25 protein-coding genes are annotated in these 23,192 nt (G+C 67.6%); 18 read left to right on the top strand and 7 right to left on the bottom strand.

Annotated elements, in window-relative coordinates:
- Window positions 1–37: 37 nt before the first annotated feature.
- Both guaA and guaB read right to left on the bottom strand, forming a co-directional pair.
- On the bottom strand, window positions 38–1,654 hold the full coding sequence (gene guaA / locus AAAZ40_RS07620) for a glutamine-hydrolyzing GMP synthase (RefSeq protein ID WP_476659806.1): 1,617 nt from the start codon (window positions 1,652–1,654) through the stop codon (window positions 38–40).
- A gap of 79 nt (window positions 1,655–1,733) precedes the next feature.
- Window positions 1,734–3,203, bottom strand: coding sequence for an IMP dehydrogenase (guaB, locus tag AAAZ40_RS07615; protein ID WP_476659805.1), 1,470 nt, complete (start codon window positions 3,201–3,203; stop codon window positions 1,734–1,736).
- A gap of 75 nt (window positions 3,204–3,278) precedes the next feature.
- On the opposite strand from guaB, the gene AAAZ40_RS07610 reads away from it, so the two are divergent.
- Entirely contained in the window at window positions 3,279–3,893 is a 615-nt protein-coding gene (locus tag AAAZ40_RS07610; protein WP_476659804.1) for a DUF4124 domain-containing protein, read from the top strand.
- 11 nt (window positions 3,894–3,904) lie between these two features.
- Here the strand turns inward: AAAZ40_RS07610 and AAAZ40_RS07605 are convergent, their stop codons facing one another.
- Both AAAZ40_RS07605 and AAAZ40_RS07600 read right to left on the bottom strand, forming a co-directional pair.
- Entirely contained in the window at window positions 3,905–4,237 is a 333-nt protein-coding gene (locus AAAZ40_RS07605) for an RnfH family protein (protein ID WP_476659803.1), read from the bottom strand.
- Window positions 4,234–4,677 carry a type II toxin-antitoxin system RatA family toxin gene (locus AAAZ40_RS07600; RefSeq protein WP_476659802.1) on the bottom strand — a complete coding sequence of 148 codons (444 nt, stop codon included), beginning with the start codon at window positions 4,675–4,677 and terminating at the stop codon, window positions 4,234–4,236. Before AAAZ40_RS07600 ends, AAAZ40_RS07605 begins: the two co-directional genes overlap by 4 nt.
- 59 nt (window positions 4,678–4,736) lie before the next feature.
- Between AAAZ40_RS07600 and smpB the strand changes: the two genes are divergently transcribed.
- Entirely contained in the window at window positions 4,737–5,222 is a 486-nt protein-coding gene (gene smpB / locus AAAZ40_RS07595; RefSeq protein WP_476659801.1) for an SsrA-binding protein SmpB, read from the top strand.
- Between the two features lie 57 nt (window positions 5,223–5,279).
- Here the strand turns inward: smpB and AAAZ40_RS07590 are convergent, their stop codons facing one another.
- Together AAAZ40_RS07590 and xseA are read right to left on the bottom strand one after the other, a co-directional pair.
- The gene (locus AAAZ40_RS07590; protein WP_476659800.1) at window positions 5,280–5,861 is read right to left on the bottom strand and encodes a superoxide dismutase; all 582 of its coding nucleotides are present in this window, start codon (window positions 5,859–5,861) and stop codon (window positions 5,280–5,282) included.
- A gap of 96 nt (window positions 5,862–5,957) precedes the next feature.
- Window positions 5,958–7,130, bottom strand: coding sequence for an exodeoxyribonuclease VII large subunit (xseA, locus tag AAAZ40_RS07585; RefSeq protein ID WP_476659799.1), 1,173 nt, complete (start codon window positions 7,128–7,130; stop codon window positions 5,958–5,960).
- Between the two features lie 287 nt (window positions 7,131–7,417).
- On the opposite strand from xseA, the gene AAAZ40_RS07580 reads away from it, so the two are divergent.
- The 6 genes from AAAZ40_RS07580 (at window position 7,418) to adk (ending at window position 11,655) form a co-directional block, all read left to right on the top strand.
- Window positions 7,418–8,056 (top strand): MotA/TolQ/ExbB proton channel family protein, encoded by a 639-nt coding sequence (locus AAAZ40_RS07580; protein WP_476659798.1) that lies wholly within the window; start codon window positions 7,418–7,420, stop codon window positions 8,054–8,056.
- 23 nt (window positions 8,057–8,079) lie between these two features.
- The gene (locus AAAZ40_RS07575; RefSeq protein ID WP_476661712.1) at window positions 8,080–8,502 is read left to right on the top strand and encodes an ExbD/TolR family protein; all 423 of its coding nucleotides are present in this window, start codon (window positions 8,080–8,082) and stop codon (window positions 8,500–8,502) included.
- Window positions 8,492–9,667: a tetraacyldisaccharide 4'-kinase gene (gene lpxK / locus AAAZ40_RS07570; protein WP_476659797.1), complete on the top strand. Its 1,176-nt coding sequence runs from the start codon at window positions 8,492–8,494 to the stop codon at window positions 9,665–9,667. Before AAAZ40_RS07575 ends, lpxK begins: the two co-directional genes overlap by 11 nt.
- 94 nt (window positions 9,668–9,761) lie before the next feature.
- A complete protein-coding gene (locus AAAZ40_RS07565; RefSeq protein ID WP_476659796.1) occupies window positions 9,762–9,968 on the top strand; it encodes a Trm112 family protein in 207 nt (68 codons plus the stop codon).
- A 52-nt stretch (window positions 9,969–10,020) separates the two neighbouring features.
- Window positions 10,021–10,878: a 3-deoxy-manno-octulosonate cytidylyltransferase gene (gene kdsB, locus AAAZ40_RS07560; protein ID WP_476659795.1), complete on the top strand. Its 858-nt coding sequence runs from the start codon at window positions 10,021–10,023 to the stop codon at window positions 10,876–10,878.
- Window positions 10,879–10,998: 120 nt separating this feature from the next.
- The gene (adk, locus tag AAAZ40_RS07555; RefSeq protein ID WP_476659794.1) at window positions 10,999–11,655 is read left to right on the top strand and encodes an adenylate kinase; all 657 of its coding nucleotides are present in this window, start codon (window positions 10,999–11,001) and stop codon (window positions 11,653–11,655) included.
- On the opposite strand, the gene AAAZ40_RS07550 is transcribed toward adk, so the two are convergent.
- The gene (locus AAAZ40_RS07550) at window positions 11,621–12,817 is read right to left on the bottom strand and encodes an asparaginase (RefSeq protein ID WP_476659793.1); all 1,197 of its coding nucleotides are present in this window, start codon (window positions 12,815–12,817) and stop codon (window positions 11,621–11,623) included. The genes adk and AAAZ40_RS07550 overlap by 35 nt on opposite strands.
- Before the next feature lie 237 nt (window positions 12,818–13,054).
- On the opposite strand from AAAZ40_RS07550, the gene aroE reads away from it, so the two are divergent.
- The 10 genes from aroE (at window position 13,055) to AAAZ40_RS07500 (ending at window position 23,190) form a co-directional block, all read left to right on the top strand.
- Window positions 13,055–13,894: a shikimate dehydrogenase gene (gene aroE, locus AAAZ40_RS07545; protein ID WP_476659792.1), complete on the top strand. Its 840-nt coding sequence runs from the start codon at window positions 13,055–13,057 to the stop codon at window positions 13,892–13,894.
- A gap of 56 nt (window positions 13,895–13,950) precedes the next feature.
- Complete coding sequence (gene tal, locus AAAZ40_RS07540; protein ID WP_476659791.1) at window positions 13,951–14,910, top strand: transaldolase; 960 nt, start codon at window positions 13,951–13,953, stop codon at window positions 14,908–14,910.
- Window positions 14,911–14,921: 11 nt separating this feature from the next.
- Window positions 14,922–16,529, top strand: a complete 1,608-nt coding sequence (gene pgi, locus AAAZ40_RS07535) for a glucose-6-phosphate isomerase (RefSeq protein WP_476659790.1) — start codon at window positions 14,922–14,924, stop codon at window positions 16,527–16,529.
- Window positions 16,530–16,552: 23 nt separating this feature from the next.
- Complete coding sequence (gene ppc, locus AAAZ40_RS07530) at window positions 16,553–19,303, top strand: phosphoenolpyruvate carboxylase (protein WP_476659789.1); 2,751 nt, start codon at window positions 16,553–16,555, stop codon at window positions 19,301–19,303.
- A 197-nt stretch (window positions 19,304–19,500) separates the two neighbouring features.
- On the top strand, window positions 19,501–19,770 hold the full coding sequence (locus AAAZ40_RS07525) for a hypothetical protein (protein WP_476659788.1): 270 nt from the start codon (window positions 19,501–19,503) through the stop codon (window positions 19,768–19,770).
- A complete protein-coding gene (locus AAAZ40_RS07520; RefSeq protein ID WP_476659787.1) occupies window positions 19,760–20,392 on the top strand; it encodes a Fic/DOC family protein in 633 nt (210 codons plus the stop codon). Before AAAZ40_RS07525 ends, AAAZ40_RS07520 begins: the two co-directional genes overlap by 11 nt.
- Window positions 20,393–20,405: 13 nt before the next feature.
- Window positions 20,406–20,645: a hypothetical protein gene (locus AAAZ40_RS07515; RefSeq protein WP_476659786.1), complete on the top strand. Its 240-nt coding sequence runs from the start codon at window positions 20,406–20,408 to the stop codon at window positions 20,643–20,645.
- The gene (locus tag AAAZ40_RS07510) at window positions 20,635–21,918 is read left to right on the top strand and encodes a restriction endonuclease subunit S (protein ID WP_476659785.1); all 1,284 of its coding nucleotides are present in this window, start codon (window positions 20,635–20,637) and stop codon (window positions 21,916–21,918) included. Before AAAZ40_RS07515 ends, AAAZ40_RS07510 begins: the two co-directional genes overlap by 11 nt.
- Window positions 21,915–22,205: a DUF4411 family protein gene (locus tag AAAZ40_RS07505; protein WP_476659784.1), complete on the top strand. Its 291-nt coding sequence runs from the start codon at window positions 21,915–21,917 to the stop codon at window positions 22,203–22,205. Before AAAZ40_RS07510 ends, AAAZ40_RS07505 begins: the two co-directional genes overlap by 4 nt.
- The gene (locus AAAZ40_RS07500; RefSeq protein ID WP_476659783.1) at window positions 22,198–23,190 is read left to right on the top strand and encodes a virulence RhuM family protein/type II toxin-antitoxin system death-on-curing family toxin; all 993 of its coding nucleotides are present in this window, start codon (window positions 22,198–22,200) and stop codon (window positions 23,188–23,190) included. The genes AAAZ40_RS07505 and AAAZ40_RS07500 overlap by 8 nt, the downstream gene beginning before the upstream one ends.
- Window positions 23,191–23,192 lie beyond the last annotated feature (2 nt).

The raw sequence follows: 23,192 nt of genomic DNA, 5'->3' as shown, positions 1-23,192 counted from the left end.
GGGCTGCGCAAGTCTAAGGATTGAGGTGATTTGTGCCTCACTCCCACTCGATCGTCGCCGGCGGTTTGCTGCTGATGTCGTAGGTGACGCGGTTGATGCCACGCACTTCGTTGATGATGCGCCCCGAGACGCGCTTGAGCAGGCTGTAGGGCAGCTCGGCCCAGTCGGCGGTCATGAAGTCGCTGGTCTGCACCGCGCGCAGCGCCACCACGTAATCGTAGGTGCGGCCGTCGCCCATCACGCCCACGCTCTTGACCGGCAAAAACACGGCAAAGGCCTGACTGGTGAGCTCGTACCAGCTTTTGCCGCTGTGCGGCTCAAGGGTGGAGCGCAGTTCCTCGATAAAAATCGCGTCGGCGCGGCGCAGCAAGTCGGCGTAGTCTTTTTTGACCTCGCCCAAGATGCGCACCCCCAGCCCAGGGCCGGGAAAGGGGTGGCGTTGCACCATCTCGGGCGGCAAGCCGAGCGCCACGCCGAGCTCGCGCACTTCGTCCTTGAACAGGTCGCGCAGCGGCTCGAGCAGCTTCAGACCCAGTTGCTCGGGCAGGCCACCGACGTTGTGGTGGCTCTTGATGGCCACGGCCTTCTTGCTCCTGGCGCCGCCGGATTCGATCACGTCTGGGTAAATAGTGCCTTGTGCCAACCACTTGGCGCCTTTGGTTGAAGCGCCACTTGAAATGATCTTGGCGGCTTCGGCCTTGAACACCTCGACAAACAGGCCGCCGATGATCTTGCGTTTTTGCTCGGGCTCGCTGACACCTGCGAGCCGCGCCAAAAACAGATCGGCGGCATCGACCCGGATCACCTTGGCGTGCAGCTGGCCGACGAACATCGCCATCACGGCGTCGCCCTCGTGCAGGCGCAGCAGGCCGTGGTCCACGAACACACAGGTGAGCTGCGCGCCGATGGCACGGTGGATGAGGGCGGCGGCCACCGACGAATCGACGCCGCCCGACAGGCCCAGTATCACCTCTTCGTCGCCCACCAGGGCGCGGATTTTTTGCACTGCTTCGTCGATGTGGTCGCGCATCACCCAGTCTGGCCGGGCGCCGCAGATGTCCAGAACGAAGCGCTCGAGCACGGCGCGGCCCTGCACCGTGTGCGTGACTTCGGGGTGAAACTGCAGGCCGTAGAGGCGCCGCGCCTCGTCGCACATGCCGGCAATCGGGCAGGCCTCGGTGCTGGCCATGAGCGCAAAGCCCGGCGGCAGCGCCGTGACCTTGTCGCCGTGGCTCATCCAGACCTTGAGCATGCCGTGGCCTTCGGGGGTGTGAAAGTCGGCCAGGTCGCGCAACAAGGCGCTGTGGCCGCGCGCGCGCACCTCGGCGTAGCCGAACTCGCGCGTGCGGCCGGCTTCGACCTTGCCCCCGAGCTGCTGCGCCATGGTCTGCATGCCATAGCAGATGCCCAGCACCGGCAGCCCGAGCTCGAAGACCGCGTCGGGTGCCTTGTCGTCGACCTCATAGACGCTGGCGTGGCTGCCCGAGAGGATGATGCCCTTGAGGCTGCCGTCGGCGGCGTACTGGCGCAGCCACTCACTGCTCACGTCGCAGGGGTGCACTTCGCAGTACACGTGCGCTTCGCGCACCCGGCGCGCGATCAGTTGCGTGACTTGGGAGCCGAAATCGAGGATGAGGATTTTGTGGTGTGGCATAAACGGGGATTATCCCTGCCCCTGCAAGGGCGGCAGCTCGATGCCAGTCTTTGGCTTTGGCGCCGGCGCTGCAGCGCCATCAATCGGCGCGGTAATTGGGCGCTTCCTTGGTGATCTGCACGTCGTGGACGTGGCTTTCGCGCACGCCGGCGGTGGTGATCTCGACGAATTCGGCTTGGGCGTGCAAGTCGGCGATGCTGGCGCAGCCGCAGTAGCCCATGGCGGCGCGCAGACCGCCGGCCATTTGGAACAGGATCGCCACCACCGAGCCCTTGTAAGGCACGCGGCCTTCGATGCCTTCGGGCACGAGCTTGTCGGCGTTGGGGTTGCCGCTGCCCGATTCCTGGAAGTAGCGGTCGGCGCTGCCCTGCTGCATGGCCCCGATCGAGCCCATGCCGCGGTAGCTCTTGTAGCTGCGGCCCTGGAACAGGATCACTTCGCCCGGCGCTTCTTCGGTGCCGGCGAACATGCCGCCCATCATCACGCTGCTGGCGCCGGCGGCAATGGCTTTGGCGATGTCGCCGCTGTAGCGCACGCCACCGTCGGCGATCAGCGGCACGCCGGTGCCGGCCAGCGCCGTGGCCACGTTGTCGATGGCGGTGATCTGCGGCACCCCGACGCCGGCGACGATGCGCGTGGTGCAGATCGAGCCCGGCCCGATGCCGACCTTGACGCCGTCGGCCCCGGCCTCGACCAGCGCGCGCGCGGCCGCACCGGTGGCAATGTTGCCGCCGATGACTTGCACCTGCGGGTAGTTTTGCTTGACCCAGCGCACGCGCTCGAGCACGCCCCTGCTGTGGCCGTGCGCGGTATCGACCACGATGGCGTCGACCCCGGCGCGCACCAGCGCTTCGACCCGCTCCTCGGTGCCCGCGCCCACGCCCACCGCAGCGCCGACGCGCAAGTGCCCGGCGGCGTCGCGCGCGGCGTTGGGGAAGTTGAGCTGCTTGCGGATGTCCTTGACGGTGATCAGGCCCTTGAGCTCGAAGGCCTCGTTGACCACCAGCAGGCGCTCGAGCTTGTGTTTGTTGAGCAGCGCCTTGGCCTGCTCGGGCGTGGTGCCGTCGGGCACGGTGATGAGGCGCTCGCGCGGCGTCATGATCTCGCGCACCGGCAGTTCGGTGCGGGTCTCGAAGCGCAGGTCGCGCCCGGTGACGATGCCCACCACCTTGCCACCGTCGAGCACCGGAAAGCCGGAAATGCCCAGTTCTTCGGACAACTGCAGCACCTGATAGACCGTGGTCTCGGGGGTGATGACCACCGGGTCGCGCAGCACGCCCGACTCGTAGCGCTTGACCTTGGCCACGTGCGCGGCCTGCTCGGCCGGCGGCAGGTTCTTGTGCACGATGCCGATGCCGCCCTCTTGCGCCAGCGCGATCGCCAACCGGGCTTCGGTGACAGTGTCCATGGCGGCCGAGACCAGCGGCAGGTTGAGCGCGATGTCGCGTGTCAGGCGCGTGGCCAGCGAGGTGTCCTTGGGCAGGATTTGCGAGTATGCTGGCACCAGCAACACGTCGTCGAAGGTGAGCGCTTTTCCAAGCAGGCGCATAGAGTGAACTCCAAAAGCGCTATTGTAGGCGGGCCGACGTGCGGGTATATTGCGCTTTCGTCATGGGCTTTTGGTATGCACACCTCGATCCACACCCACATTGCAAAAATTTGCAGGCTGCTGCGGTTGCCGCGCCTGGGGCTGCTGGCCTGGGCCACCGGCCTGCTGCTGGCCAGCGCCGTGCAGGCCGCCGGCCCGACTTGGGTCTGGCTCGATGACAACGGCCGCCGCGTGGCCAGCGACACGCCGCCGCCGGCCACGGTGCCCGATCAGCGCATTCTGCGCCGGCCGCCAGCGGGTCCGGTGCCCAGCCTTGCGCTCAATGCCGCGCCCGCAACCGCCCCAGCCGCTGCCCCCACCCGCCCTGCCCCACCCGTGGCTGGCGCAGCAGGCACAGGCCGCTTGAGCGACGAGCAACTGCGCCAGCAAGTCGAGCAACGCAACGCCCAGATCCGGGCCGACAACTGCCAGCGGGCCCGCGCCTCGCTCGAGACCTTGCAAGCCGCCGCCAGCCAGCCCCTGTACATGGTCAACGAGCAGGGCCAGCGCGTGACGATGGATGAGGCCATGCGCCGCGCCGAGAGCGTGCGCCTGCGCCAGATCGTGCGCGACAACTGCCCAGCGGCGCCAGCCGTGGCCGGCAGCCCGCAAGCCGCACCAGCGCCAGCAGCCGCACCCAACCGACCTTGATGGGCTGGGCTTCAGCGCGCCTGGGGTTGGGCGCGCTTGCGGTAGCGCTCGCGCCGCGCCGTTTTGGGGTCCACCCGCAGCGCCCGGTAGCGCTCGATGCGGTCGCCGTCGTGCAAGGGGGTCGAAGCGGGCTCGACGCGGCCCCACACCCCGACCTCGCCCGCAGCCGTGGCTTGCAGCCAGGCCTCGGCGGTGCCGGCGGGCGCGGCGGCACGCAAAGCCCCGGCCGGCCCAAACGCCAGTTGCAGCGCCTGCCCCAGGGTGGTGCCGGCAGGCACCTGCAAGCGCCACTCCTGCACCTTTGAGGGTGCGCAGGCGTGCAGCAGTGTGATCTCAAGCGTCATTCGCCATAGACCTGATCGGCGCGCTTGACGAAGGCATCGACCAGATTGGCCGCGATCTTGTCAAACACCGGCCCCACCAGCGTGGCCAAGGTGTTGCTGGCAAAGCCGTAGTTGAGGGTGAAATCGACGCGGCAGGCGCGCTGGCTGCCGTCGCCCACCGGTTTGAACTCCCAGATGCCGTCGAGGTGTGAGAACGGGCCGTCGATGAGCTCGAGCTGGATGCGTCGGTCTTCGACGTGGGTGTTGCGCGTGGTGAAGCTCTTTTTCATGCCGGCCATCGACATGCCGATGGAGGCCACCATGCCCTGCGCGGTGCGCTCCAGCACCACGCCGGCGCTGCACCAGGGCAAAAATTCGGGGTAGCGCGGCACGTCGCTGACCAGCGCGAACATTTCGTGGGCGCTGTGCCAGAGCAGAACCGACTTGTGGATGCTTTTCATACAATGCAAGGCCGTGCCGGGATTGTAGAGCCGCCGGCCGCCCCGCTTGCCCCCGCCCCATGTCCACCCCCAACAAAAACACCGCCGCCACTGCTGCCCGCATCGCGGAAAACAAAAAAGCCGCCTTCAACTACCACCTCGAGGAGCGCCACGAGTGCGGCTTGGTGCTGCAAGGCTGGGAGGTGAAGGCGCTGCGCGCCGGCAAGGCCCAGCTCACCGAGGGCTACGTGGTGATCCGCGACGGCGAGCTGTACCTGATCGGCTGCCTCATCAGCCCCCTGCGCAGCACCAGCAGCCACTTGCCGGCAGACAGCGCGCGCACGCGCAAGCTGCTGATGCACAAGACCGAAATCCAGCGCCTGATCGGCAAGGTGGAACAAAAGGGCTACACCCTGGTGCCGCTGAACCTGCACTGGAAAAACGGGCGCGTGAAATGCGAGCTCGCGCTGGCCAAGGGCAAGGCCGAGCACGACAAGCGCGACACGCTCAAAGAGCGCGAAGGCAAGCGCGAGGTGGAGCGCGCCATGAAGCAGCGCCAGCGCTGAGCGACTGAACCTCCCGGCCTCTGAGGCTGGAAGGGGCCAGCCCAGCGCGGCCCGCAATCAGGCGAAATTGGCCTGCGCAAAGCGCCAGTTGACGAGCTGGTCGAGGAAGGTTTCGACAAACTTTTGCCGCAGGTTGCGGTAGTCGATGTAGTAGGCGTGCTCCCACACATCGACGGTGAGCAGCGCGGTGTCGGCCGTGGTCAAGGGCGTGCCGGCGGCGCCGGTGTTGACGATATCGACCGAACCGTCGGGCTTTTTCACCAGCCAGGTCCAGCCCGAGCCGAAGTTGCCGACCGCGCTCTTGACGAAGGCTTCGCGGAAAGCGGCGTAGCTGCCCCATTTGGCCGTGATGGCTGCAGCCAGCGCGCCGCTGGGCTCACCCCCGCCACCGGGGCACATGCAGTTCCAGAAAAAAGTGTGGTTCCAGATCTGGGCCGCGTTGTTGTAGATGCCGCCGCTGGATTTCTTGATGATCTCTTCGAGCGTCATGGACTCGAATTCGGTGCCCTTTTGCAGGTTGTTGAGGTTGACGACGTAGGCGTTGTGGTGCTTGCCGTGGTGAAACTCGAGCGTTTCCTGGGAGTAATGCGGCTGCAGCGCGTCAAGGGCATAGGGCAGCGGGGGCAGGGTGTGTTGCATGGGCAAAGGCTCCGGTGGGATTGGTGAACGGTACGCGAGCGGCAACTGTGCGCCTGGGCGCGCAGCCACAGCCACCACGCATTGTAGGCAGAGGCTCTAGTTCCCCGCAGCAGACACGGTCAAATCCAGCTGGCCGTCGGCCAAGCGGGCGCGCAGCGCCTGCCCCACCTGCACGCCGCTGCAGCGCAGCACCGGCCGCCCGCTGGCGTCGCTGAGCAAGGCGTAGCCGCGCTGCAACACGCCATGCGGGTCCAGCGCCTGCAGTCGCGCCGCCTGGTGGTCGAGGCGCAGATGGCGCCGCTCGAGGTCGCGCGCGGCGCTGCTCAGCCAGTCTTGCTGCCAGCGCCGCAAGCGCTGGCGCTGCTGCTCCAGTTGCCCTGCCACGCCTTGCTGCAGGCGCTGCGCACAGCGCTCGAGGTGGCGCAGCTGGGCGCTGCGCTCGGGTGCGCAGAGCTCGGCGGCCGCGGTGGGAGTGGGAGCGCGCAGGTCGGCGACAAAATCGGCCAGGGTGAAATCGGTTTCGTGCCCGACGCCGCAGATCACGGGCATGGGCATTTGGGCGATCTGGCGCACCAGCGCCGGGTCGTTGAAGGCCCACAGATCCTCCAGCGAACCGCCGCCGCGCACCAGCAGCAGCAGCTCGCAGCCACAGCCGGCCTGGAACTGCGCCGCCGCCGCCTGCAGCGCCTGGCACAGGGCCTGCGGCGCCCCCTCGCCCTGCACCCGCGCCGGATACAGGCGCACCGGCAGATGCGGCACGCGCCGGCTCAGGGTGGTGATCACGTCGCGCAAGGCCGCTGCGTCTGGCGAAGTGACGACGCCGATGCGCGTGGGCCAAGCGGGCAGCGGGCGCTTGCGCGCCGGGTCAAACCAGCCCTCGGCCTGCAACTGGGACTTCAGGCGCATGAACTGCTCGAACAGGCCGCCCTGCCCGGCCAGACGGGCCGCCTCGACGATCAGCTGCAGCTCGCCGCGGGCGCCGTAGATGTCGATGCGCCCTTGCAGCTCGACTTGCACGCCGTCGCGCCAATCGAGCGCCGCCGCCGCCGCCGCGCGCTTGAACAGCGCACAGCGCAGCTGCCCGCGCTCGTCCTTGAGGGTGAAGTAGCTGTGGCCGCTGGCGGCGCGCACATAGCCCGAAACCTCGCCCACCACGCGCACCGGATTGAACTGCGCCTGCAGCGCCTCGGACAGGGCTGCCAGCAGCTCGCCCACGGCCCACAGCGGCGCCTCAGCGCCCCTCTGAAAGAGTCCATCAGCCGCGGCCATGCGCGCTCCAAAATTGAAACTGTCCACAAGGGAGCCACACACCACTTAGCTCGACTCGGTTCTCGCCCCGCCTTGCATTCATTTTTCAACCTTTTGATTCAAAACAGCTTTTAAAAAAATTTGCGAGGCCTGAAAAAAATATCGCAGCAACCAAGCCAGACAAATGCAAATCAGCCAGATCGTTACCCACAAACTTATCCACAGGCCCGCTGGACGCTGCGCAGCACGGCGCTGGGCGATAATCAGGGCCCTGCAAGCGCCGCGCCGCGGCCGCAAGGAGACCCGCATTGTTTACGATCATACAAGCCGCCGGCTGGCCGATCTGGCCCCTCATGGCCTGCTCGGTGGTGGGTTTGGCGCTGATCGTCGAGCGCTTTCTGAGCCTGCGGGTGGCCCGCGTGGCGCCCCCCAAACTGCTCGATGAAGCGATTGCGGTCTCGCTCAAGGCCGTGCCCCCGCCCCAGGTGGTGCAACAGCTGGCCCAAAACTCGGTGTTGGGCGAGCTGCTCGCCGCCGGCTTGCAGCAGTTGCACCAAAAACCCGCCAGCACCGAAGCCGAGCTGCGCACCAGTCTCGAGGCCGCCGGGCGTTTTGCCGCCGCCAAGCTGGAAAAACACCTCGGGGCGCTGGCCACCATTGCGTCCGTCGCGCCGCTCATCGGCCTGCTGGGCACGGTGGTGGGCATGATCGAGATTTTTGCCTCTCAGGCCGGGCCGGGCGGCCTCACACCGGGTGGCGGAAATCCGGAGCAGCTCGCGCACGGCATCTCGATCGCGCTCTACAACACCGCCTTTGGCCTGATCATCGCCATTCCAGCGCTGATGTTCTGGCGCTACTTTCGCGCCCGCAACGAAGCGTGGCTGCTGCAGATGGAGGTGGCCGCCGAGCGCTTTGCCCAGCACCTGCTGACGCTGCGCCGCCCCTGAGAGGCTTGGAGCTGAGCATGGCCATCCGCTTTAGCCGCCGCCGCGATCGGGAAGAGCCCGAGATCAACCTGATCCCGTTCATCGACGTGTTGCTGGTGGTGCTGATTTTCCTCATGCTCACCGCCACCTTCAGCCGCTACACCCAGCTGCAGGTGCGCCTGCCCGAAGCCGACGCCGAGGCAGCGCAGACGCAAGCGCACGAGATCGTGGTCGCCATCGGCGCCGACGGCCGCTATGCCGTGGCCGGGCAAGTGCTCGCTGCGCCCAGCGTGCAGGCACTCACAGCGGCGCTGCAACAGGCCGCCCAAGGCCAGACCGAGCCCACGCTGGTGATCAATGCCGATGCGGCCGCCACCCACCAATCGGTCATCAACGCCATGGAGGCGGCGCGCAACGCCGGTTTGCAGCGCATCACCTTTGCCACCCAGCAGCCGCGTGAGCGCTGAACGCCACCGCCCTTTTCCGCCCCCAGCCAGCGCCACCTGGGTGCAGGCGCTGCAGCGCGCCTGGCTCGGGCGCGGCGCACTGGCCTGCCTGCTGTGGCCGCTCTCGCTGCTCACCCGCGTCGCTTGGGCGCTGCGCAGCGCGCTCTATCTCAGCGGCCTCAAGCGCTCCAGCCGGCTGCCGGTGCCGGTGCTGGTGGTGGGCAACGTGGTGGTGGGTGGCAGCGGCAAAACCCCTACGCTGATCGGCCTGGTGCAGCACCTGCAAGCCCAGGGCTGGCGGCCGGGCGTGCTCTCACGCGGCCACGGCCGGCACGGCACGGAGTGCCTGCCGGTGCACGCCGACAGCCGCGCCGACCAAACCGGCGACGAGCCACTGCTGATCGCACTGGCCACGGGCGTGCCGGTGTACGTGGGCCGCGACCGCGCCGCCGCCGGGCGGGCGCTGCTGGCGGCGCACCCCGGCGTCAATCTGCTGTTGTGCGACGACGGCATGCAGCACTGGGCGCTGGCGCGCGACCTCACCGTGCTGGTGTTCGACGCCCGCGGCTGTGGCAACGGCTGGCTGCTGCCGGCCGGGATGCTGCGCCAGCCCTGGCCGGCGCCGGTCTGGGGCGGTGGGCCGCTGCTGATGCTGCAAACCGGGCTGCCAGCCGGCACCCGCCCCGACCCGGCGCTGGCTGCGGGTGCCCCGGCCTTTGCCGCCACGCGCCGGCTGGCCGAACAGGCTTACGACGCCCACGGCCGGCGGCTGGCGCTGCAGCACTGGGTGCAGGGGCCCGCGCACAGCCACGACGAACCAGGTACGGCGGAGGCGGCGGCCCCGGATCCGGCGGCCGTGCGCTGCGCCGCGCTGGCCGGCATCGCCCAGCCCGACGCCTTCTTTGCCCTGCTGCGCCAGCGCGGGCTGGCGCTGCAACACACCCTGGCCCTGCCCGACCACGCCGACTGCGCCACCCTGTTGCAGGCGCTCGCCCCCTATCCCAGCGACCTGGACTGGCTGTGCACCGAAAAAGACGCGGTCAAGCTCTTTGCCGCCCTGCGCCAGCCCGGCGCGCCGGCGCACCGCGTCTGGGCCGTGGCGTTGGAGCAAGAGCCAGACCGGGGGTTTTATGCGGCGCTGGACCGGGCCTTGGGCCGGGTTGCTGCACCTTCGCCCTCGCCCTGAACCTGGCTCCTGCCGGCCACCGCCGGCTTTCGCTCTTGCGGCCATCCCCCAACGCCTGCGCCCTGGCGCGCAGCAAGCGGGTATCATCCCGGCCATGGACGCCAAACTGCTTTCACTCTTGGTCTGCCCGGTCACCAAAGGGCCGCTGGTTTACCGGCCCGAACAGCAAGAGCTGCTCTCGCGCAGCGCCCGGCTGGCCTACCCGATCCGCGACGGCATCCCGATCATGCTGGAAAACGAGGCGCGTCCGATCAGCGCCGAAGAAGCGGCGCGGCCCGACCCGTCCAGCTCTGCGCTTTGATGCGCCCCCCTTGGGCAGCCCCTTGCACAGCAGCCCCTTGCACAGCAGCCCCTTGCATTCCACCTCCTTTCACGTCCTGATCCCGGCCCGGCTCGGCTCGACCCGGCTGCCGCGCAAGCCCCTGGCCGACATCGGCGGCGCGCCGATGGTGGTGCGCGTGGCGCAGCGGGCGCTGGCCAGCCGGGCGCTTTCGGTCACCGTGGCGGCCGACGACCCCTGCATCGTGCAAGCCTGCCAGCAGCACGGCATCGATGCCATCCTGACGCGCCCCGACCACGCCAGCGGCAGCGACCGCCTGGCCGAAGCCTGCACCCTGCTGGGCTGGCCCGACGAAACCTTGGTCATCAATCTGCAAGGCGACGAACCGCTCATGGCCCCCGCACTGTTGGCGGCGGTGGCGCAGCAGCTGCAACAGCGCCCCGACTGCGTCATGAGCACCGCTGCCCACCCCTTGCACAGCGCCGCCGAGTTCCTGACCCCGAACGTGGTCAAAGTGGTGCTCGACGCCCAAGGGCGGGCGCTGTACTTCAGCCGCGCCCCGATCCCCCACTGGCGCGACCGCCCTGTCGAGCTGATTGCCGAACCAGCCGCTGAGCTGCCCGCTGATCCTGTTGCCGCCACGCCCCTGCCCGGGCAGTCCAGCGCAGCGGGTGCCGCACCGGTGCCGCAGCCCGCAGCGCTGCGCCATATTGGCCTGTACGGCTACCGGGCTGGGTTCTTGCGCCGCTTCCCGCAGTTGCCGGCCGCGCCGCTGGAGCAGTGCGAGGCGCTGGAGCAGCTGCGCGTGCTCTGGTACGGCGAGCGCATCGCGGTGCATGTCACCGACCAGGCGCCTGGGCCGGGTGTGGACACCGAGGCCGACCTGCAGCGGGTGCGCGCGTGGTGGGACGCAGGCGCTGGCCGCCTGTAAGCCAGCGTCAAGTGGTGCCGTGCTATCCTTGCATGGTTGAAACCCTTGCAGCCCAAGCGGCAGCGGGCAGGCCGGCAGCGCCGTGCCGATTCGCAATCACGACTCCAACAAAGGAAACCCATGAGACTGATCCTGTTGGGTGCCCCTGGTGCCGGCAAAGGCACCCAGGCAACCTTCATTTGCCAACAGTTTGGCATTCCCCAGATCTCCACTGGCGACATGCTGCGCGCCGCCGTCAAGGCCGGCACCCCCTTGGGGTTGCAAGCCAAAGCGGTGATGGAATCCGGCGGCCTGGTCTCGGACGACCTGATCATCGGCTTGGTCAAAGACCGCATCAGCCAGCCCGACTGCGCCCAGGGTTTTTTGTTTGACGGCTTTCCGCGCACCCTGCCGCAGGCCGACGCCCTCAAGGCCGCAGGCGTGCGGCTCGACTACGTGCTCGAGATCGACGTGCCCTTCGAGGCCATCATCGAGCGCATGAGTGGGCGGCGCTCGCACCCGGCCTCGGGACGCACCTACCACCTCAAGTTCAACCCACCCAAAGTGGCCGGGCTCGACGACCTCACGGGCGAGCCGCTGGTGCAGCGCGCCGACGACCAGGAAGAAACCGTGCGCAAGCGGCTCGAAGTCTATACCGCCCAAACGCGGCCGCTGGTCGATTACTACTCGGCCTGGGCCGCCGCCGAACCCGCCGTGGCGCCCAAATACCGCTCGATCAGTGGCAGCGGCACGGTAGAGGCCATCACCGCCCGCGTGTTCGCCGCTTTGCAGAGCTGAAGCGGGGGCTGGACTGCGGGGGCTTGCCTTCCTGCAGCTCGTTCGCCAGCAAATGCAGCTGCAGCGCCAGCCGCGCTTGCGGCGCTGGCAGTGCGGTTGCAGCAAAGCCGCTTGGGGTGGGTTCGGGCGCGGCGGCGTCCAGCGCTCCACCTGCCTCACCCAGCAACGCCCCCAGCACCCCCCGCGCCGCATCCGGCCCGGCGGGCGCACAGGAGCCGATGCGCGAACAGCGCCAGACCACCACCCCGGCCTGCTCGGCCTGCTGCAGCGCCTGCGCCAGCGCCTCGTGCAGCGTGGCGTTGCCCGTGCCGGCCACCACCAATCCGCGCAGCGGCGCCTCGCAGCCGTCGGTCTGTGCGCGCTGCAGCAGCAGCGCACGCACCAGCGCCCCGCTCTGCGCGCCGTGGCTGCTGAGCCACTCCACCCGCGGCCACGGCGCTGCGGCCAGCAGGCGCGGCAACAGGCGCGGTGACAGTGGCCACACGGTCGGGGCCAGCGCAGCGCCGGCGGTGGCCACATTGGTCGCCAGCTGCCCTTGGGCCTTGGAGGCCGCATCCCCCAACCCACCCTCGCCCGGCCACGGCCGCCAGCGCTGCAAACGCCCGCCGACCAGCGCTGCGAGCGCACCGGCGTCGCCGGCGCCAAAGGCCTCGAGCCGATGCGGGTGCAGCTTGCGCACCTCGTGTCCGGCATAAATTTGCCCCGCGCAGGGCACCAGCACCCCGCGCGCGCCGGGCGTGGCGGCCAGTTGCAGGGCGTCGGCCAGGTTTTGCGCGCCGTCGCTCAGCAAGGCCGTGCTCGGGCGCATGGCTCCCACCAGCAGCACCGGCTTGGGTGGCTGCAGCACCGCTTGCAGCAAAAAAGCGCTTTCTTCCAGCGTGTCGGTGCCATGCGTGACCACCACCGCCAACACCTCGGGCCGCTCGAGCTGGCGCTGCACCGCCTGCAACAGGGCGCGCCAATGGGCCTCGGTCACGTCTTTGCTGTCGATCTGCGCCAGTTGCTGCGCCTCGATGGCCAAACCCGGCGGCAGCGCCAGCCCGGCCAACAAATCCTGCACCGGCAACACCGCCGCACGGTAGTTCAGCGCATCGCCCGGATTTTGCGCGCAACCGGCAATGGTGCCGCCGGTGCCGACGACGGCGATGAGGCGCGGCTTCATTGTCGCACCAGCGCATCCGTGGTCAGACAGCTCGCGCAGCGGCGCGGAGCTGGGGCTGCGGCTGGTGTGGGAGCTGGGTGCAGTCTGCATCGGTTTGACCGGGAACCAAACACTGCCAATGTAGCGCAATTCGTCTGCCAGGCTGGTGCGCTGCAACCAACACACTCAGCGCATCGGCGACAATGCGGCACCTGCCCTGATCGCCTTTTTAGTCGCCACTCCATTATCCGCCTGCGCATGGACCGCTACGCCGTCATCGGCCACCCCATAGGCCACAGCAAATCGCCCACCATCCACCGCGCCTTTGCCGCGGCCACCGGCCAAGTGTTGAGCTACGAAGCCATCGAAGCCCCCTTGGGGGCGGGCCAGTTTGCCGCCACCGTGGAGCGTTTTCGCGCCAGCGGCGGCCGCGGCGTCAACGTCACGCTGCCCTTCAAGCTCGACGCCTGCGCCTACGCCACCGACCTGGCCGAGAGCGCACGCTGCGCCGGGGCCGCCAATGCACTCAAGTTCGAGGGCTCGCGCTGCCTGGCCGAAAACTTTGACGGCAGCGGCCTGGTGCGCGACCTGAGCCACAACCTGGGCCAGCCGCTGGCCGGCCGCACGCTGTTGCTGCTCGGGGCCGGCGGGGCAAGCCGCGGGGCCATTTTGCCGCTGCTGCGCGCCCAGCCGGCGCAGCTGTGGGTGCTCAACCGCAACGCCGCCAAGGCCGCGGCGCTGGTGCGCGAGTTCGTCGCGCTGGGGGCCGATGCCGCAGTGTTGCACGGTGGCGGTTTCGAGGCGCTGGCGCCGCCCCAGGGGTTCGACCTGGTGCTCAACGCCACCTCGGCCAGCCTGAGCGCCGAGGCGCTGCCGCTGCCCGCCCACGCCTTCAAGCCCGAGGGTTTGGCCTACGACATGGTCTATGGCAAGGGTCTGACGCCCTTTTTGCGTCAGGCCCAACAAGCCGGCGTGCGCCGGCTCGCCGACGGCGTGGGCATGCTGGTCGAGCAGGCGGCCGAAGCCTTTGCCTGGTGGCGCGGCGTGCGCCCAGCAACCAAAGAGCTCATCCAGCGCCTGAGCGTGCCCCTGAACTAAGGCCCACCCATCTGCTGCCACTTCGGTCGCGCAGCTGGCCTGCGCCGCACCCCACCATGAACCAGCTCGAAGCCCTCAAACAGCACAGCACCGTGGTTGCCGACACCGGCGACTTTTTGCAACTGGCGCAGTTCCAGCCGCGAGACGCGACCACCAACCCTTCGCTGATCCTCAAATCGGTGCAAAAACCCGACTACGCCCCGCTGCTGGCGCAGACCGTGGCGCGCTTTGGCAGCCGGCCCAGCGACGAGCTCGTCGATCGGCTGCTGGTGCGTTTTGGCTGCGAGATTCTGGCTATCGTCCCCGGCCGGGTGTCGACCGAAGTCGATGCGCGCCTGAGCTTCGACAGCGCCGCCACCATCGCCCGCGCCGAGCGCCTGATGGCACTCTACCAGGCCGAAGGCGTGCCCGGCGACCGGGTGCTGATCAAGATCGCTGCCACTTGGGAGGGCATCGAGGCTGCAGCGCAGCTCGAGCGCCGTGGCATCCGCACCAACCTGACGCTGCTGTTCGCGTTTTGCCAGGCGCTGGCCTGCGCGCAGGCCCGGGTGCAGCTCATTTCCCCGTTCGTGGGCCGCATTTACGACTGGCACAAAAAGCAGGCCGGCAGCCAGTGGGACGAAGCCGCCCGCGCCGGCGCCCACGACCCCGGGGTGCAGTCGGTGCGGCGCATTTTCGAGTACTACAAGCGCTTTGGCATCGGCACCGAGATCATGGGCGCGAGCTTTCGCAACTGCGGCCAGATCGTGGCGCTGGCCGGCTGCGACCTGCTGACCATCAGCCCCGAACTGCTGGCGCAACTGGCGCAACCGGTGGCCAGCGCCGACGCGCTGCCGCGCGCGCTCGACGCCCAAGCCGCGCGCACCCTCGATCTGCAACCGCAGCAGCACGACCAGGCCAGCTTTCGCCTGGCGCTCAACGAAGACGCCATGGCGAGCGCAAAACTGGCCGAAGGCATCCGCGCCTTTTGCGCCGATTCGGTGCGGCTCGAGCAACTGATCGCGGCGGCGCGCTGAAACCACCACCCATGCCCGATCCCTTCCTGCCCCCCCAACAGCGCCGCAGCTGGCAACGCCTGCAAGCGCTGGCGCAACACCCCCTACCGGATCTGCGTACGCTGCTGCAGCAGCCGGGTACGCGCCGCGCCAACCTGCAGTTGCAGGCCTGCGGCCTGCGGCTCGACGCCCGGCGCCAACGCCTTACCGACACCGTGCTCGACGCCCTGTACGACTTGGCCGAGGAGTCGGCGCTGCCGGCCCAGATCGAGGCCCAGCGCTGCGGGGCGCTGGTCAACGCCACCGAAGGCCGCGCCGCGCTGCACCCGGCCCTGCGCGCCCCGGCACAGCCCGGGCACCCCTGGGGCGACGCGCTCACGGCGCAGATCGCCGCCGAACGCGAGCGCTTCCTGCACGCCGCCCAAACCCTGCACCAAGGCCGCTGGCTGGGCCATGCCGGTCGCCCCATCCGCCACGTGGTCAACCTCGGCATCGGTGGCTCCGACCTCGGGCCGCACATGGTCTGCACCGCGCTGGCGGCGCACAGCAGCCCCGAGCTGCAACTGCACTTCGTCTCCAACCCCGACCCTTGGAGCCTGTACCAGACCCTGCGCCCGCTCGATGCGGCGCAAACCCTGTTCGTGGTGCAAAGCAAAAGCTTCACCACCCCCGAAACCCTGCTGCTGGCGGCGGCGGCGCGTGCCTGGCTGAGCCGCCACGGCATCGACGGCCCGGCCCAAGGCGCACACCTGATCGCCGTGACCGCCGCGCCCGAGCTCGCGCACGCGCAAGGCTACCTGCCGCCGCACACCTACACCTTCTGGGACTGGGTGGGCGGGCGCTACTCGGTCTGGTCGGCCATCGGGCTGCCGGTGGCGGCGGCGGTGGGGGCCACGGCCTTTGGCGAGTTCTTGGCCGGCGGTCACGCCATGGACCAGCACTTCTGGCACAGCCCGGCGCGGCACAACCTGCCGCTGCTGCTGGCTTTGCTGGGCATCTGGAACCGCAACTTCCTCGACACCCCCACGCTGTGTCTGGCCGCCTACGCCAGCCGGCTGCAGCACCTGGCGCATTTTCTGCGCCAGCTCGACATGGAATCCAACGGCAAGAGCACCCACATCGACGGCTCTGCGGTGCAAATCGACACCGGACCCATCGTCTGGGGCGGGCTGGGCGTGGAGGGGCAGCACGCTTTTTTCCAACTGCTGCACCAGGGCCGGCACCGGGTGACGCTCGACTTCATCGGCATCGACACCGACGACACGCCCCTGCCCGAAGCCCCGACCCAGCACCGGCTGGTGAACCTGAGCCTGCGCGCCCAGGCCGATGCGCTGGCCCTGGGGCGCGACGCCGCCGCCACCGCCAGCCACATGCTCCTCGAGGGCTGCAGCGAAGCCCAGGTGCAGCGCCTGCTGCCGCACCGCACCTTTGCCGGCAACGTGTCCAGCAACACCCTGTGGCTGCCGGCGCTCACGCCGCACACGCTGGGGGCGCTGGTGGCGCTGTACGAGCACAAGGTGTTTTGCCAAGCCGCCATCTGGGGCATCAACCCCTATGATCAATGGGGCGTGGAGCTGGGCAAGACGCTGGCCAAGGCCATGGAGCGCGCCGCAGACACAGCCCCCCACCTTCCTTCTTGACCCAACGCGCAGCGCAGCACCCGATGACCAACCAACCCCTGATCGACGACATCCGCCTGCTCGGCCGCCTGCTCGGCGACGTGATCCGCGAGCAAGAAGGCGCGCAGACCTTCGATCTGATCGAGCAGATCCGCCAACTGTCTGTGGCTTTCAGGCGCGATGCCGACCAGGCCGCCGACCGCCAGCTCAAAGCCCTGCTGCAAGCCCTGAGCGACGACCAGGCGGTGAGCGTGATCCGCGCCTTCACCTACTTCAGCCACTTGGCCAATCTGGCCGAAGACCGGCACCACATCCGACGCCGCGCGGTGCACGAGCAGGCCGGGCGCATCCAGCGCGGCAGCCTGGCGCACACCTGGGGCCGCTTGCAGCAGGCCGGCGTCGGCCCTGCACAGCTGGCGCAGGCGCTGCAGACCGCCCACGTGGCACCGGTGCTCACCGCGCACCCGACCGAGGTGCAGCGCAAAAGCATTTTGGACGCCGAGCGCCAACTCGCACGCCTGCTGGCCCAGCGCGACACCCTGACCCATGCGAGCAGCCTGGCCGACAACGAAGCGCAGATGCGCGCACGCATTCTGCAACTGTGGCACACGCGTTTGCTGCGCTTTACCAAACTGAGCGTGGCCGACGAGATCGAAAACGCGCTGGGCTACTACCAAAGCACCTTCATCCCCGAGCTGCCCCGGCTCTACCGCAGCGTGGAAGCGGCGCTCGGGGGCCAGCGCGTGCCGCCGTTCTTGCGCCTGGGCCAGTGGATCGGTGGCGACCGCGACGGCAACCCCAACGTGACCGCAGCCACGCTCGAGCTGGCACTGCAGCGCCAAGCCGACCTGATTCTGCGCCACCACCTGACCGAGGTGCATTGGCTCGGCAGCGAGCTCTCGCTCTCGGCCATGCTGCTGCCCGTGCCCCCGGACATGCAGGCGCTGGCCGAGCGCTCGCCCGACACCAACGCGCACCGCCAGGACGAACCCTACCGGCGCGCCCTCACCGGCATCTACGCCCGCTTGGCCGCCACCCTGACCGCGCTCACCGGCGGCCAGGCCACGCGCCACGCCGTGGCGCCGCAAGACCCGTACCCCAACGCCGAGGCCTTTCTGGCCGATCTGCGCCTGATCGACGCCGCTTTGAGCGCCCAGGGATGCGCCGCGCTGGCCGAAGCGCGCCTGCGGCCGCTGCTGCGCACCGTCGAAGTGTTTGGTTTCCACCTGGCCACGCTCGATTTGCGCCAAAGCTCGGATCGACACGAGGCCGCCTTGGCCGACCTGCTGGCGCAGGCGCGCATCGAAACCGATTACAGCGCCCTGCCCGAAACCGCAAAACAGGCGCTGCTGCTGCGCCTGCTCAACGACGTGCGGCCGCTGCGCATCCCCGAAGCGCCCTACCAGCCGCACACCCTGAGCGAGCTGGCCATCTTCGAGGCCGCGCGCAGCGTGCGCCAGCGCTACGGCGCGGCCGCGATTCGCCACGCCATCATCAGCCACACCGAGAGCGTGAGCGACCTGCTCGAGGTGCTGCTGCTGCAAAAGGAAGTCGGGCTGCTGCACGGCACGCTCGACGCCCACGCGCGCGCCGAACTGATCGTGGTGCCGCTGTTTGAGACCATCACCGACCTGCGCCAGGCCAGCGCGATCATGCAGGACTACCTGCGCCTGCCCGGCATCGAACCCATGCTGCGCCGCGCCGGCGCGCTCGAGTATGGCGAGCAAGAGGTGATGCTGGGCTACTCCGACAGCAACAAAGACGGCGGCATCATCAGCAGCAACTGGGAGCTGTACCAAGCCGAAACGGCGCTGGCGGCGCTGTTCGATGGCCTCGGGGCCGAGTTTGGTGCGCCCATCCGGCTGCGCCTGTTTCATGGCCGCGGCGGCACCGTCGGGCGCGGCGGCGGCCCGAGCTACCAAGCCATTCTGGCCCAACCCCCGGGCACCGTGCGCGGCCAGATCCGCCTGACCGAGCAAGGCGAGGTGATCGGCTCAAAATACGCCAACCCCGACATCGGCCGGCGCAACCTCGAAACGCTGGTGGCCGCGACACTCGAAGCCACGCTGCTGCCCGCCGAGCAGCCGGTGCCGGAGCGCTTCTTGCGCGCCGCCCAGCGTCTGTCCGATGCCAGCATGGCGGCCTACCGCGAACTGGTCTATGAGACACCGGGTTTTGCCGATTATTTTTTCAACGCCACCCCGATTCGCGAAATCGCCGAACTGCACATCGGCTCGCGCCCGGCTTCGCGCAAAGCCAACCAGCGCATCGAAGACCTGCGCGCCATTCCCTGGAGCTTCAGCTGGGGCCAGTGCCGTCTCATGCTGCCGGGCTGGTACGGCCTGGGCAGTGCCATCGAGGCGCTGTGCACCGAACTGGGCCAAGCGCAGGCCGCGCGCCTGCTGCGCCAGATGCACCAGCACTGGCCGTTTTTCAGCACCCTGCTGTCGAACATCGACATGGTGCTGGCCAAGGCCGACCTGGCCCTGGCGCGCCGCTACGCCGAGCTGCTGCCCGATGCCGCGCTGCGCCAGCGCATCGTCGAGCGCATCGAGGCCGAATGGCAGCGCACCCAGGCGGCGCTCGCGCTCATCACCGGCCACAGCGAGCGCTTGGCCGACAATCCGGCACTGGCGCGCTCGATCGAGCAGCGCTTCCCCTACATCGACCCGCTGCACCACCTGCAAGTTGAGCTGATCGCGCGCCACCGCAGCGGCAACACCGCCGAAAAGGTCAAGCGCGGCATCCACCTGACCATCAACGGCATCGCCGCCGGGCTGCGCAACACGGGCTGAGGCGTCCACCTGTCTGCGCACAGCCCATCGATCAGGGCCGCCACGCGCACCGTCGTCGGCATCCGCTCGGATACACTGGCGCACCAGGTTGCCCGCAATCTGTCGCGCACGCTGCGCAATCTGGAGGGGCACGGCCCGATCAGGCTGCAACGCAGCCCGGACACCCGTGCCGCACCACCAAACCACAGGAACGGCCCATGGCCAACGGCAAGGACAAGAACAACGGCGGCCATCTCGGCTTCGACGCCGAACTCTTCAAGGCCGCCACCCTGGAAGACATCCGCAAGCACGGCCATGTGCTCACCCCCGGCCGCTATGTCGGGGCGGAGGCGGCCGAGGACGACGGCGAAGCCATCACCGACAAGTTGCAGCGCCTCAGCGCGCAGTGGCGCGCGCAGCAGCAGGAAGCGGCGCGGCTGGATGTGGTGATCGAGACCAACCTGGGGGGGCTGGGGTATGGCGGCTGATCGCTATCAGGCAAGTGGCGCGCAAGCCGAGTGGCAGCCGGGTTCCGGCGACCAAGTGCTGCGCAACCTGCCAGGCATCACCGACCCGGCGCAGATGGACGAGCTCGAGCTGCAGCTGCTGTTGCAGCTCTACGAGCACGTACTGAGCGAAAGGCATTTCCCTGCACGTCGTCTGGACGCGGCCGATCTGAAGGAGTGGCATCGCCTGTGGCTGGGTCATGTGTACGACTGGGCCGGCGAGGAGCGCAGCGTCAACATTGCCAAGGGCGACTTCCACTTTGCGGCGGCGGCGCAGATTCCGCGCCTTCTGACAGAGTTCGAGCGCGACGGACTGCATCGCTACACGTCCTGCGAAGGCCTGGGCGGCGACGCACTGGCCGAAGCCATCGCCGTCTGTCATGTCGAGCTGATCCTTGTCCACCCCTTCCGCGAGGGCAACGGCCGGCTTGCGCGCCTGCTGGCGGACGTGATGGCGGTGCAGGCTGGGCGCGGGCCGTTGGACTACAGCAGCTGGGATGCCGACAAGCCGTCCTATTTCGCCGCCATACAACGCGGCATGGGGAGGGACTATGCACCCATGCAGGAACTGGTCAACCGCGCGCTGGCTTCGGCGCTGGCTTGAGGGCGAGCGACAGATGAGCAAACGTTCTCCGCCCCTCTCGCAGCGCGGCCTCGATCTCAGCGATCCGCTGGCCGGTTTCGATGGCCGTGGAGCTGGCCACGGCGCGAACAATGGCCTGATGAGAGGGCAATTTGCGATGGGCTTTGGCGTTCATGGGCGACATGCCTTGGGTGTTGGCGTGAGTTTACCGGATTCGATGCGCCTGGATGCGGCGATCGAGGCCAACTTGAGGGGGCTTGGGTATGGCCGGTGAGTGGGAAGTGCTCACACTTCACGAGGCTGGCGTTACGCTTACGGATTGTGATCATCGGACGCCACCAGCCGCAGAAGTCGGCTACCCATACGTGGCGATCCCTCAGCTGCGCAGCGGACGAATTGAGTTCAAGGATGCACGCAGGATCTCGCCGGCCCATTTCGCCGAATGGACTCGTAAAGCAAGGTCCGCTGCGGATGATGTCGTCCTATCTCGACGCTGCAACCCCGGCGAAACTGCTTTTGTAGCTCCTGGCTCCGAGTTTGCACTTGGTCAGAATTTGGTCTTGCTTCGTGCAGACGGGACACGAGTCCATACGCCCTTCCTGAGATGGCTTACCAGAGGTCCACAATGGTGGGAGCAGATCGGCAAGTTCATCAATGTAGGCGCCGTGTTCGACAACCTCAAGTGCGCTGATGTGCCCAAGTTCGAGTTGACGATTCCACCCCTCGCAGAACAGCGCGCCATCGCCCACCTTCTCGGCACGCTGGACGACAAGATCGAACTCAACCGCCGCCGCAACCAGACCCTGGAGGCCATGGCCCGCGCCTTGTTCAAGGACTGGTTCGTCGATTTCGGCCCCGTCCGCGCCCGGATGGAAGGCCGCGAACCCTACCTCCCCGCCGACCTCTGGCAACTCTTTCCCGACCGCCTCGACGACGAGGGCAAGCCTGAGGGGTGGAGTGAACGGCCGCTCGATGAGATCGCAGACTTTCTCAATGGCCTTGCCCTGCAAAAATTCCCGGCGACTGATCCTGACGACAGCCTCCCAGTGATTAAGATCGCCGAACTTCGCAATGGCGTCAACGCCAAGAGCGATCGCGCATCGCGTGAGGTGCCAGCCAAGTACATCGTCAAGGATGGCGATTTCCTGTTCTCCTGGTCCGGCAGCCTTCTGGCAAAGTTCTGGACTGAAGGTGAAGGCGCACTCAATCAGCACCTGTTCAAAGTCACTTCCGAGCGCTACCCCATATGGTTTGTCAGCCATTGGATGCATCACCACCTTGAGGAATTCCAAGCCATTGCGGCCTCAAAGGCCACGACCATGTGCCATATCCAGCGAGGTCATCTCAAGGCGGCAAAGACGCTTTGCACACCAGACGATGTACTGGAGAGACTCGGCGTCGTCATGGCCCCTTTTGTCGAGCAATCGATTCACAACGAACTCGAATCCCGCACCCTCGCCCAACTCCGCGACACCCTGCTGCCCAAACTGATCTCCGGCAAGCTGCGCGTCAAGGATGCCGAGACGTTTCTGGAGCGCGCGACATGACTACACCCAATCAGATCGACCTCTGGCGTCAGACGCCCTCCGCTGTTCCTGCCCACCCCGCCACAGGAGCCGCTGCCGATTCCCGATTTCCGCACCGTGGCGGATCGCGACATCAGCCGGCCCAGCAGGCCAAGAACCTCCATTACGGGCTGGATTTCTGCCCAGCCTTTTGGCAATGGCTGCTCGACAACCATGCCGCAAGTCGTGTGTTCAGCATCGACAAGGAGGCCGATGCTTTGCAGCTGTACTCAGGATTTACAACTCCCAGGGAGGGAACCCATGAATGACATCGTGATTTTCGAGTCCGGCGACCAGCCGGTGCAGGTGCGGTTGGAGGGCGAAACTGTTTGGCTAACGCAGCGGCAGATGGCCGAGGCGTTTTCGACCACACCTGAAAACATCTTGATGCACCTGAAAAATATCTTTTCTGACAATGAATTGGATGAGGTGGTAACTACTAAGGAAATCTTAGTAGTTCAAACAGAAGGCAGTCGCCGGGTCAAACGCCAGCTCAAGCACTACAACCTCGACGCCATCATTTCCGTCGGCTACCGCGTCAGCTCGGCACGGGCCACGCAGTTCCGCATCTGGGCGACCAACACCTTGAGGCAACACTTGGTCGAGGGCTATACCCTGAACCAGCAGCGGCTGAAGGAGCGTGGTATCGTGTTCGAGCAGGCGCTGGATCTGCTCTCGCGCACACTGGCCAACCAGCAACTGGTCAGTGCCAAAGGTGAGGCGGTGCTGGGCGTGATCGCCGATTACGCCCGCAGCTGGAGCTTGCTGCAAGGCTACGACGAACAAAGCCTTACCGGGCAGACGGCCAGACAAGGCGACATGCAGGCGCTGAATCTGCATGATGTGCTGGCGGCCATCGACCAGCTCAAGAGGGAGCTGATCGCCAAGGGCGAGGCCACGGAGCTGTTCGGCCAGTTGCGCGGCAACGGACTGGCATCGGCCATCGCCACCATCGAGCAGGGCTTTGGCGATGAGCTGTTCTATTCCAACGTCGCCAGCCGGGCGGCGCATCTGCTGTATTTCGTCATCAAGAATCACCCGCTGGCCGACGGCAACAAGCGTACCGGCTCCTTCCTGTTCCTATGGTATCTGCGCCTGAATCAGCACTTGCTGGCGCGACCGGTAGAGCGGCTGATCAACGACAACACCCTGGTGGCGCTGGCGCTGCTGGTGGCCGAAAGCAAACCCGATCAGAAGGAACTGATGGTGAAGCTGGTGGAGCATTTCGTGTTACTGAAAGAAAGCAACGAATAAAG

The organism is Serpentinimonas sp. SMBJO2, from assembly GCF_056341105.1.
The sequence above is the reverse complement of the archived record's forward strand: the minus strand, read 5'-3'. Positions and strand labels throughout refer to the sequence as shown.

Bases quoted from the DNA above. Each gene is read 5' to 3' on its own strand.
- AAAZ40_RS07515 (WP_476659786.1), top strand. From the start codon at position 20,406: ATGAGCAAACGTTCTCCGCCCCTCTCGCAGCGCGGCCTCGATCTCAGC.
- AAAZ40_RS07520 (WP_476659787.1), top strand. From the start codon at position 19,760: ATGGCGGCTGATCGCTATCAGGCAAGTGGCGCGCAAGCCGAGTGGCAG.
- pgi (WP_476659790.1), top strand. From the start codon at position 14,922: ATGCCCGATCCCTTCCTGCCCCCCCAACAGCGCCGCAGCTGGCAACGC.
- AAAZ40_RS07600 (WP_476659802.1), bottom strand. From the start codon at position 4,677: ATGAAAAGCATCCACAAGTCGGTTCTGCTCTGGCACAGCGCCCACGAA.
- guaB (WP_476659805.1), bottom strand. From the start codon at position 3,203: ATGCGCCTGCTTGGAAAAGCGCTCACCTTCGACGACGTGTTGCTGGTG.
- adk (WP_476659794.1), top strand. From the start codon at position 10,999: ATGAGACTGATCCTGTTGGGTGCCCCTGGTGCCGGCAAAGGCACCCAG.
- AAAZ40_RS07500 (WP_476659783.1), top strand. From the start codon at position 22,198: ATGAATGACATCGTGATTTTCGAGTCCGGCGACCAGCCGGTGCAGGTG.
- tal (WP_476659791.1), top strand. From the start codon at position 13,951: ATGAACCAGCTCGAAGCCCTCAAACAGCACAGCACCGTGGTTGCCGAC.
- smpB (WP_476659801.1), top strand. From the start codon at position 4,737: ATGTCCACCCCCAACAAAAACACCGCCGCCACTGCTGCCCGCATCGCG.
- xseA (WP_476659799.1), bottom strand. From the start codon at position 7,130: ATGGCCGCGGCTGATGGACTCTTTCAGAGGGGCGCTGAGGCGCCGCTG.
- AAAZ40_RS07565 (WP_476659796.1), top strand. From the start codon at position 9,762: ATGGACGCCAAACTGCTTTCACTCTTGGTCTGCCCGGTCACCAAAGGG.
- AAAZ40_RS07505 (WP_476659784.1), top strand. From the start codon at position 21,915: ATGACTACACCCAATCAGATCGACCTCTGGCGTCAGACGCCCTCCGCT.
- guaA (WP_476659806.1), bottom strand. From the start codon at position 1,654: ATGCCACACCACAAAATCCTCATCCTCGATTTCGGCTCCCAAGTCACG.
- AAAZ40_RS07510 (WP_476659785.1), top strand. From the start codon at position 20,635: ATGGCCGGTGAGTGGGAAGTGCTCACACTTCACGAGGCTGGCGTTACG.
- AAAZ40_RS07590 (WP_476659800.1), bottom strand. From the start codon at position 5,861: ATGCAACACACCCTGCCCCCGCTGCCCTATGCCCTTGACGCGCTGCAG.
- AAAZ40_RS07605 (WP_476659803.1), bottom strand. From the start codon at position 4,237: ATGACGCTTGAGATCACACTGCTGCACGCCTGCGCACCCTCAAAGGTG.
- AAAZ40_RS07610 (WP_476659804.1), top strand. From the start codon at position 3,279: ATGCACACCTCGATCCACACCCACATTGCAAAAATTTGCAGGCTGCTG.
- AAAZ40_RS07525 (WP_476659788.1), top strand. From the start codon at position 19,501: ATGGCCAACGGCAAGGACAAGAACAACGGCGGCCATCTCGGCTTCGAC.
- ppc (WP_476659789.1), top strand. From the start codon at position 16,553: ATGACCAACCAACCCCTGATCGACGACATCCGCCTGCTCGGCCGCCTG.
- aroE (WP_476659792.1), top strand. From the start codon at position 13,055: ATGGACCGCTACGCCGTCATCGGCCACCCCATAGGCCACAGCAAATCG.
- AAAZ40_RS07550 (WP_476659793.1), bottom strand. From the start codon at position 12,817: ATGAAGCCGCGCCTCATCGCCGTCGTCGGCACCGGCGGCACCATTGCC.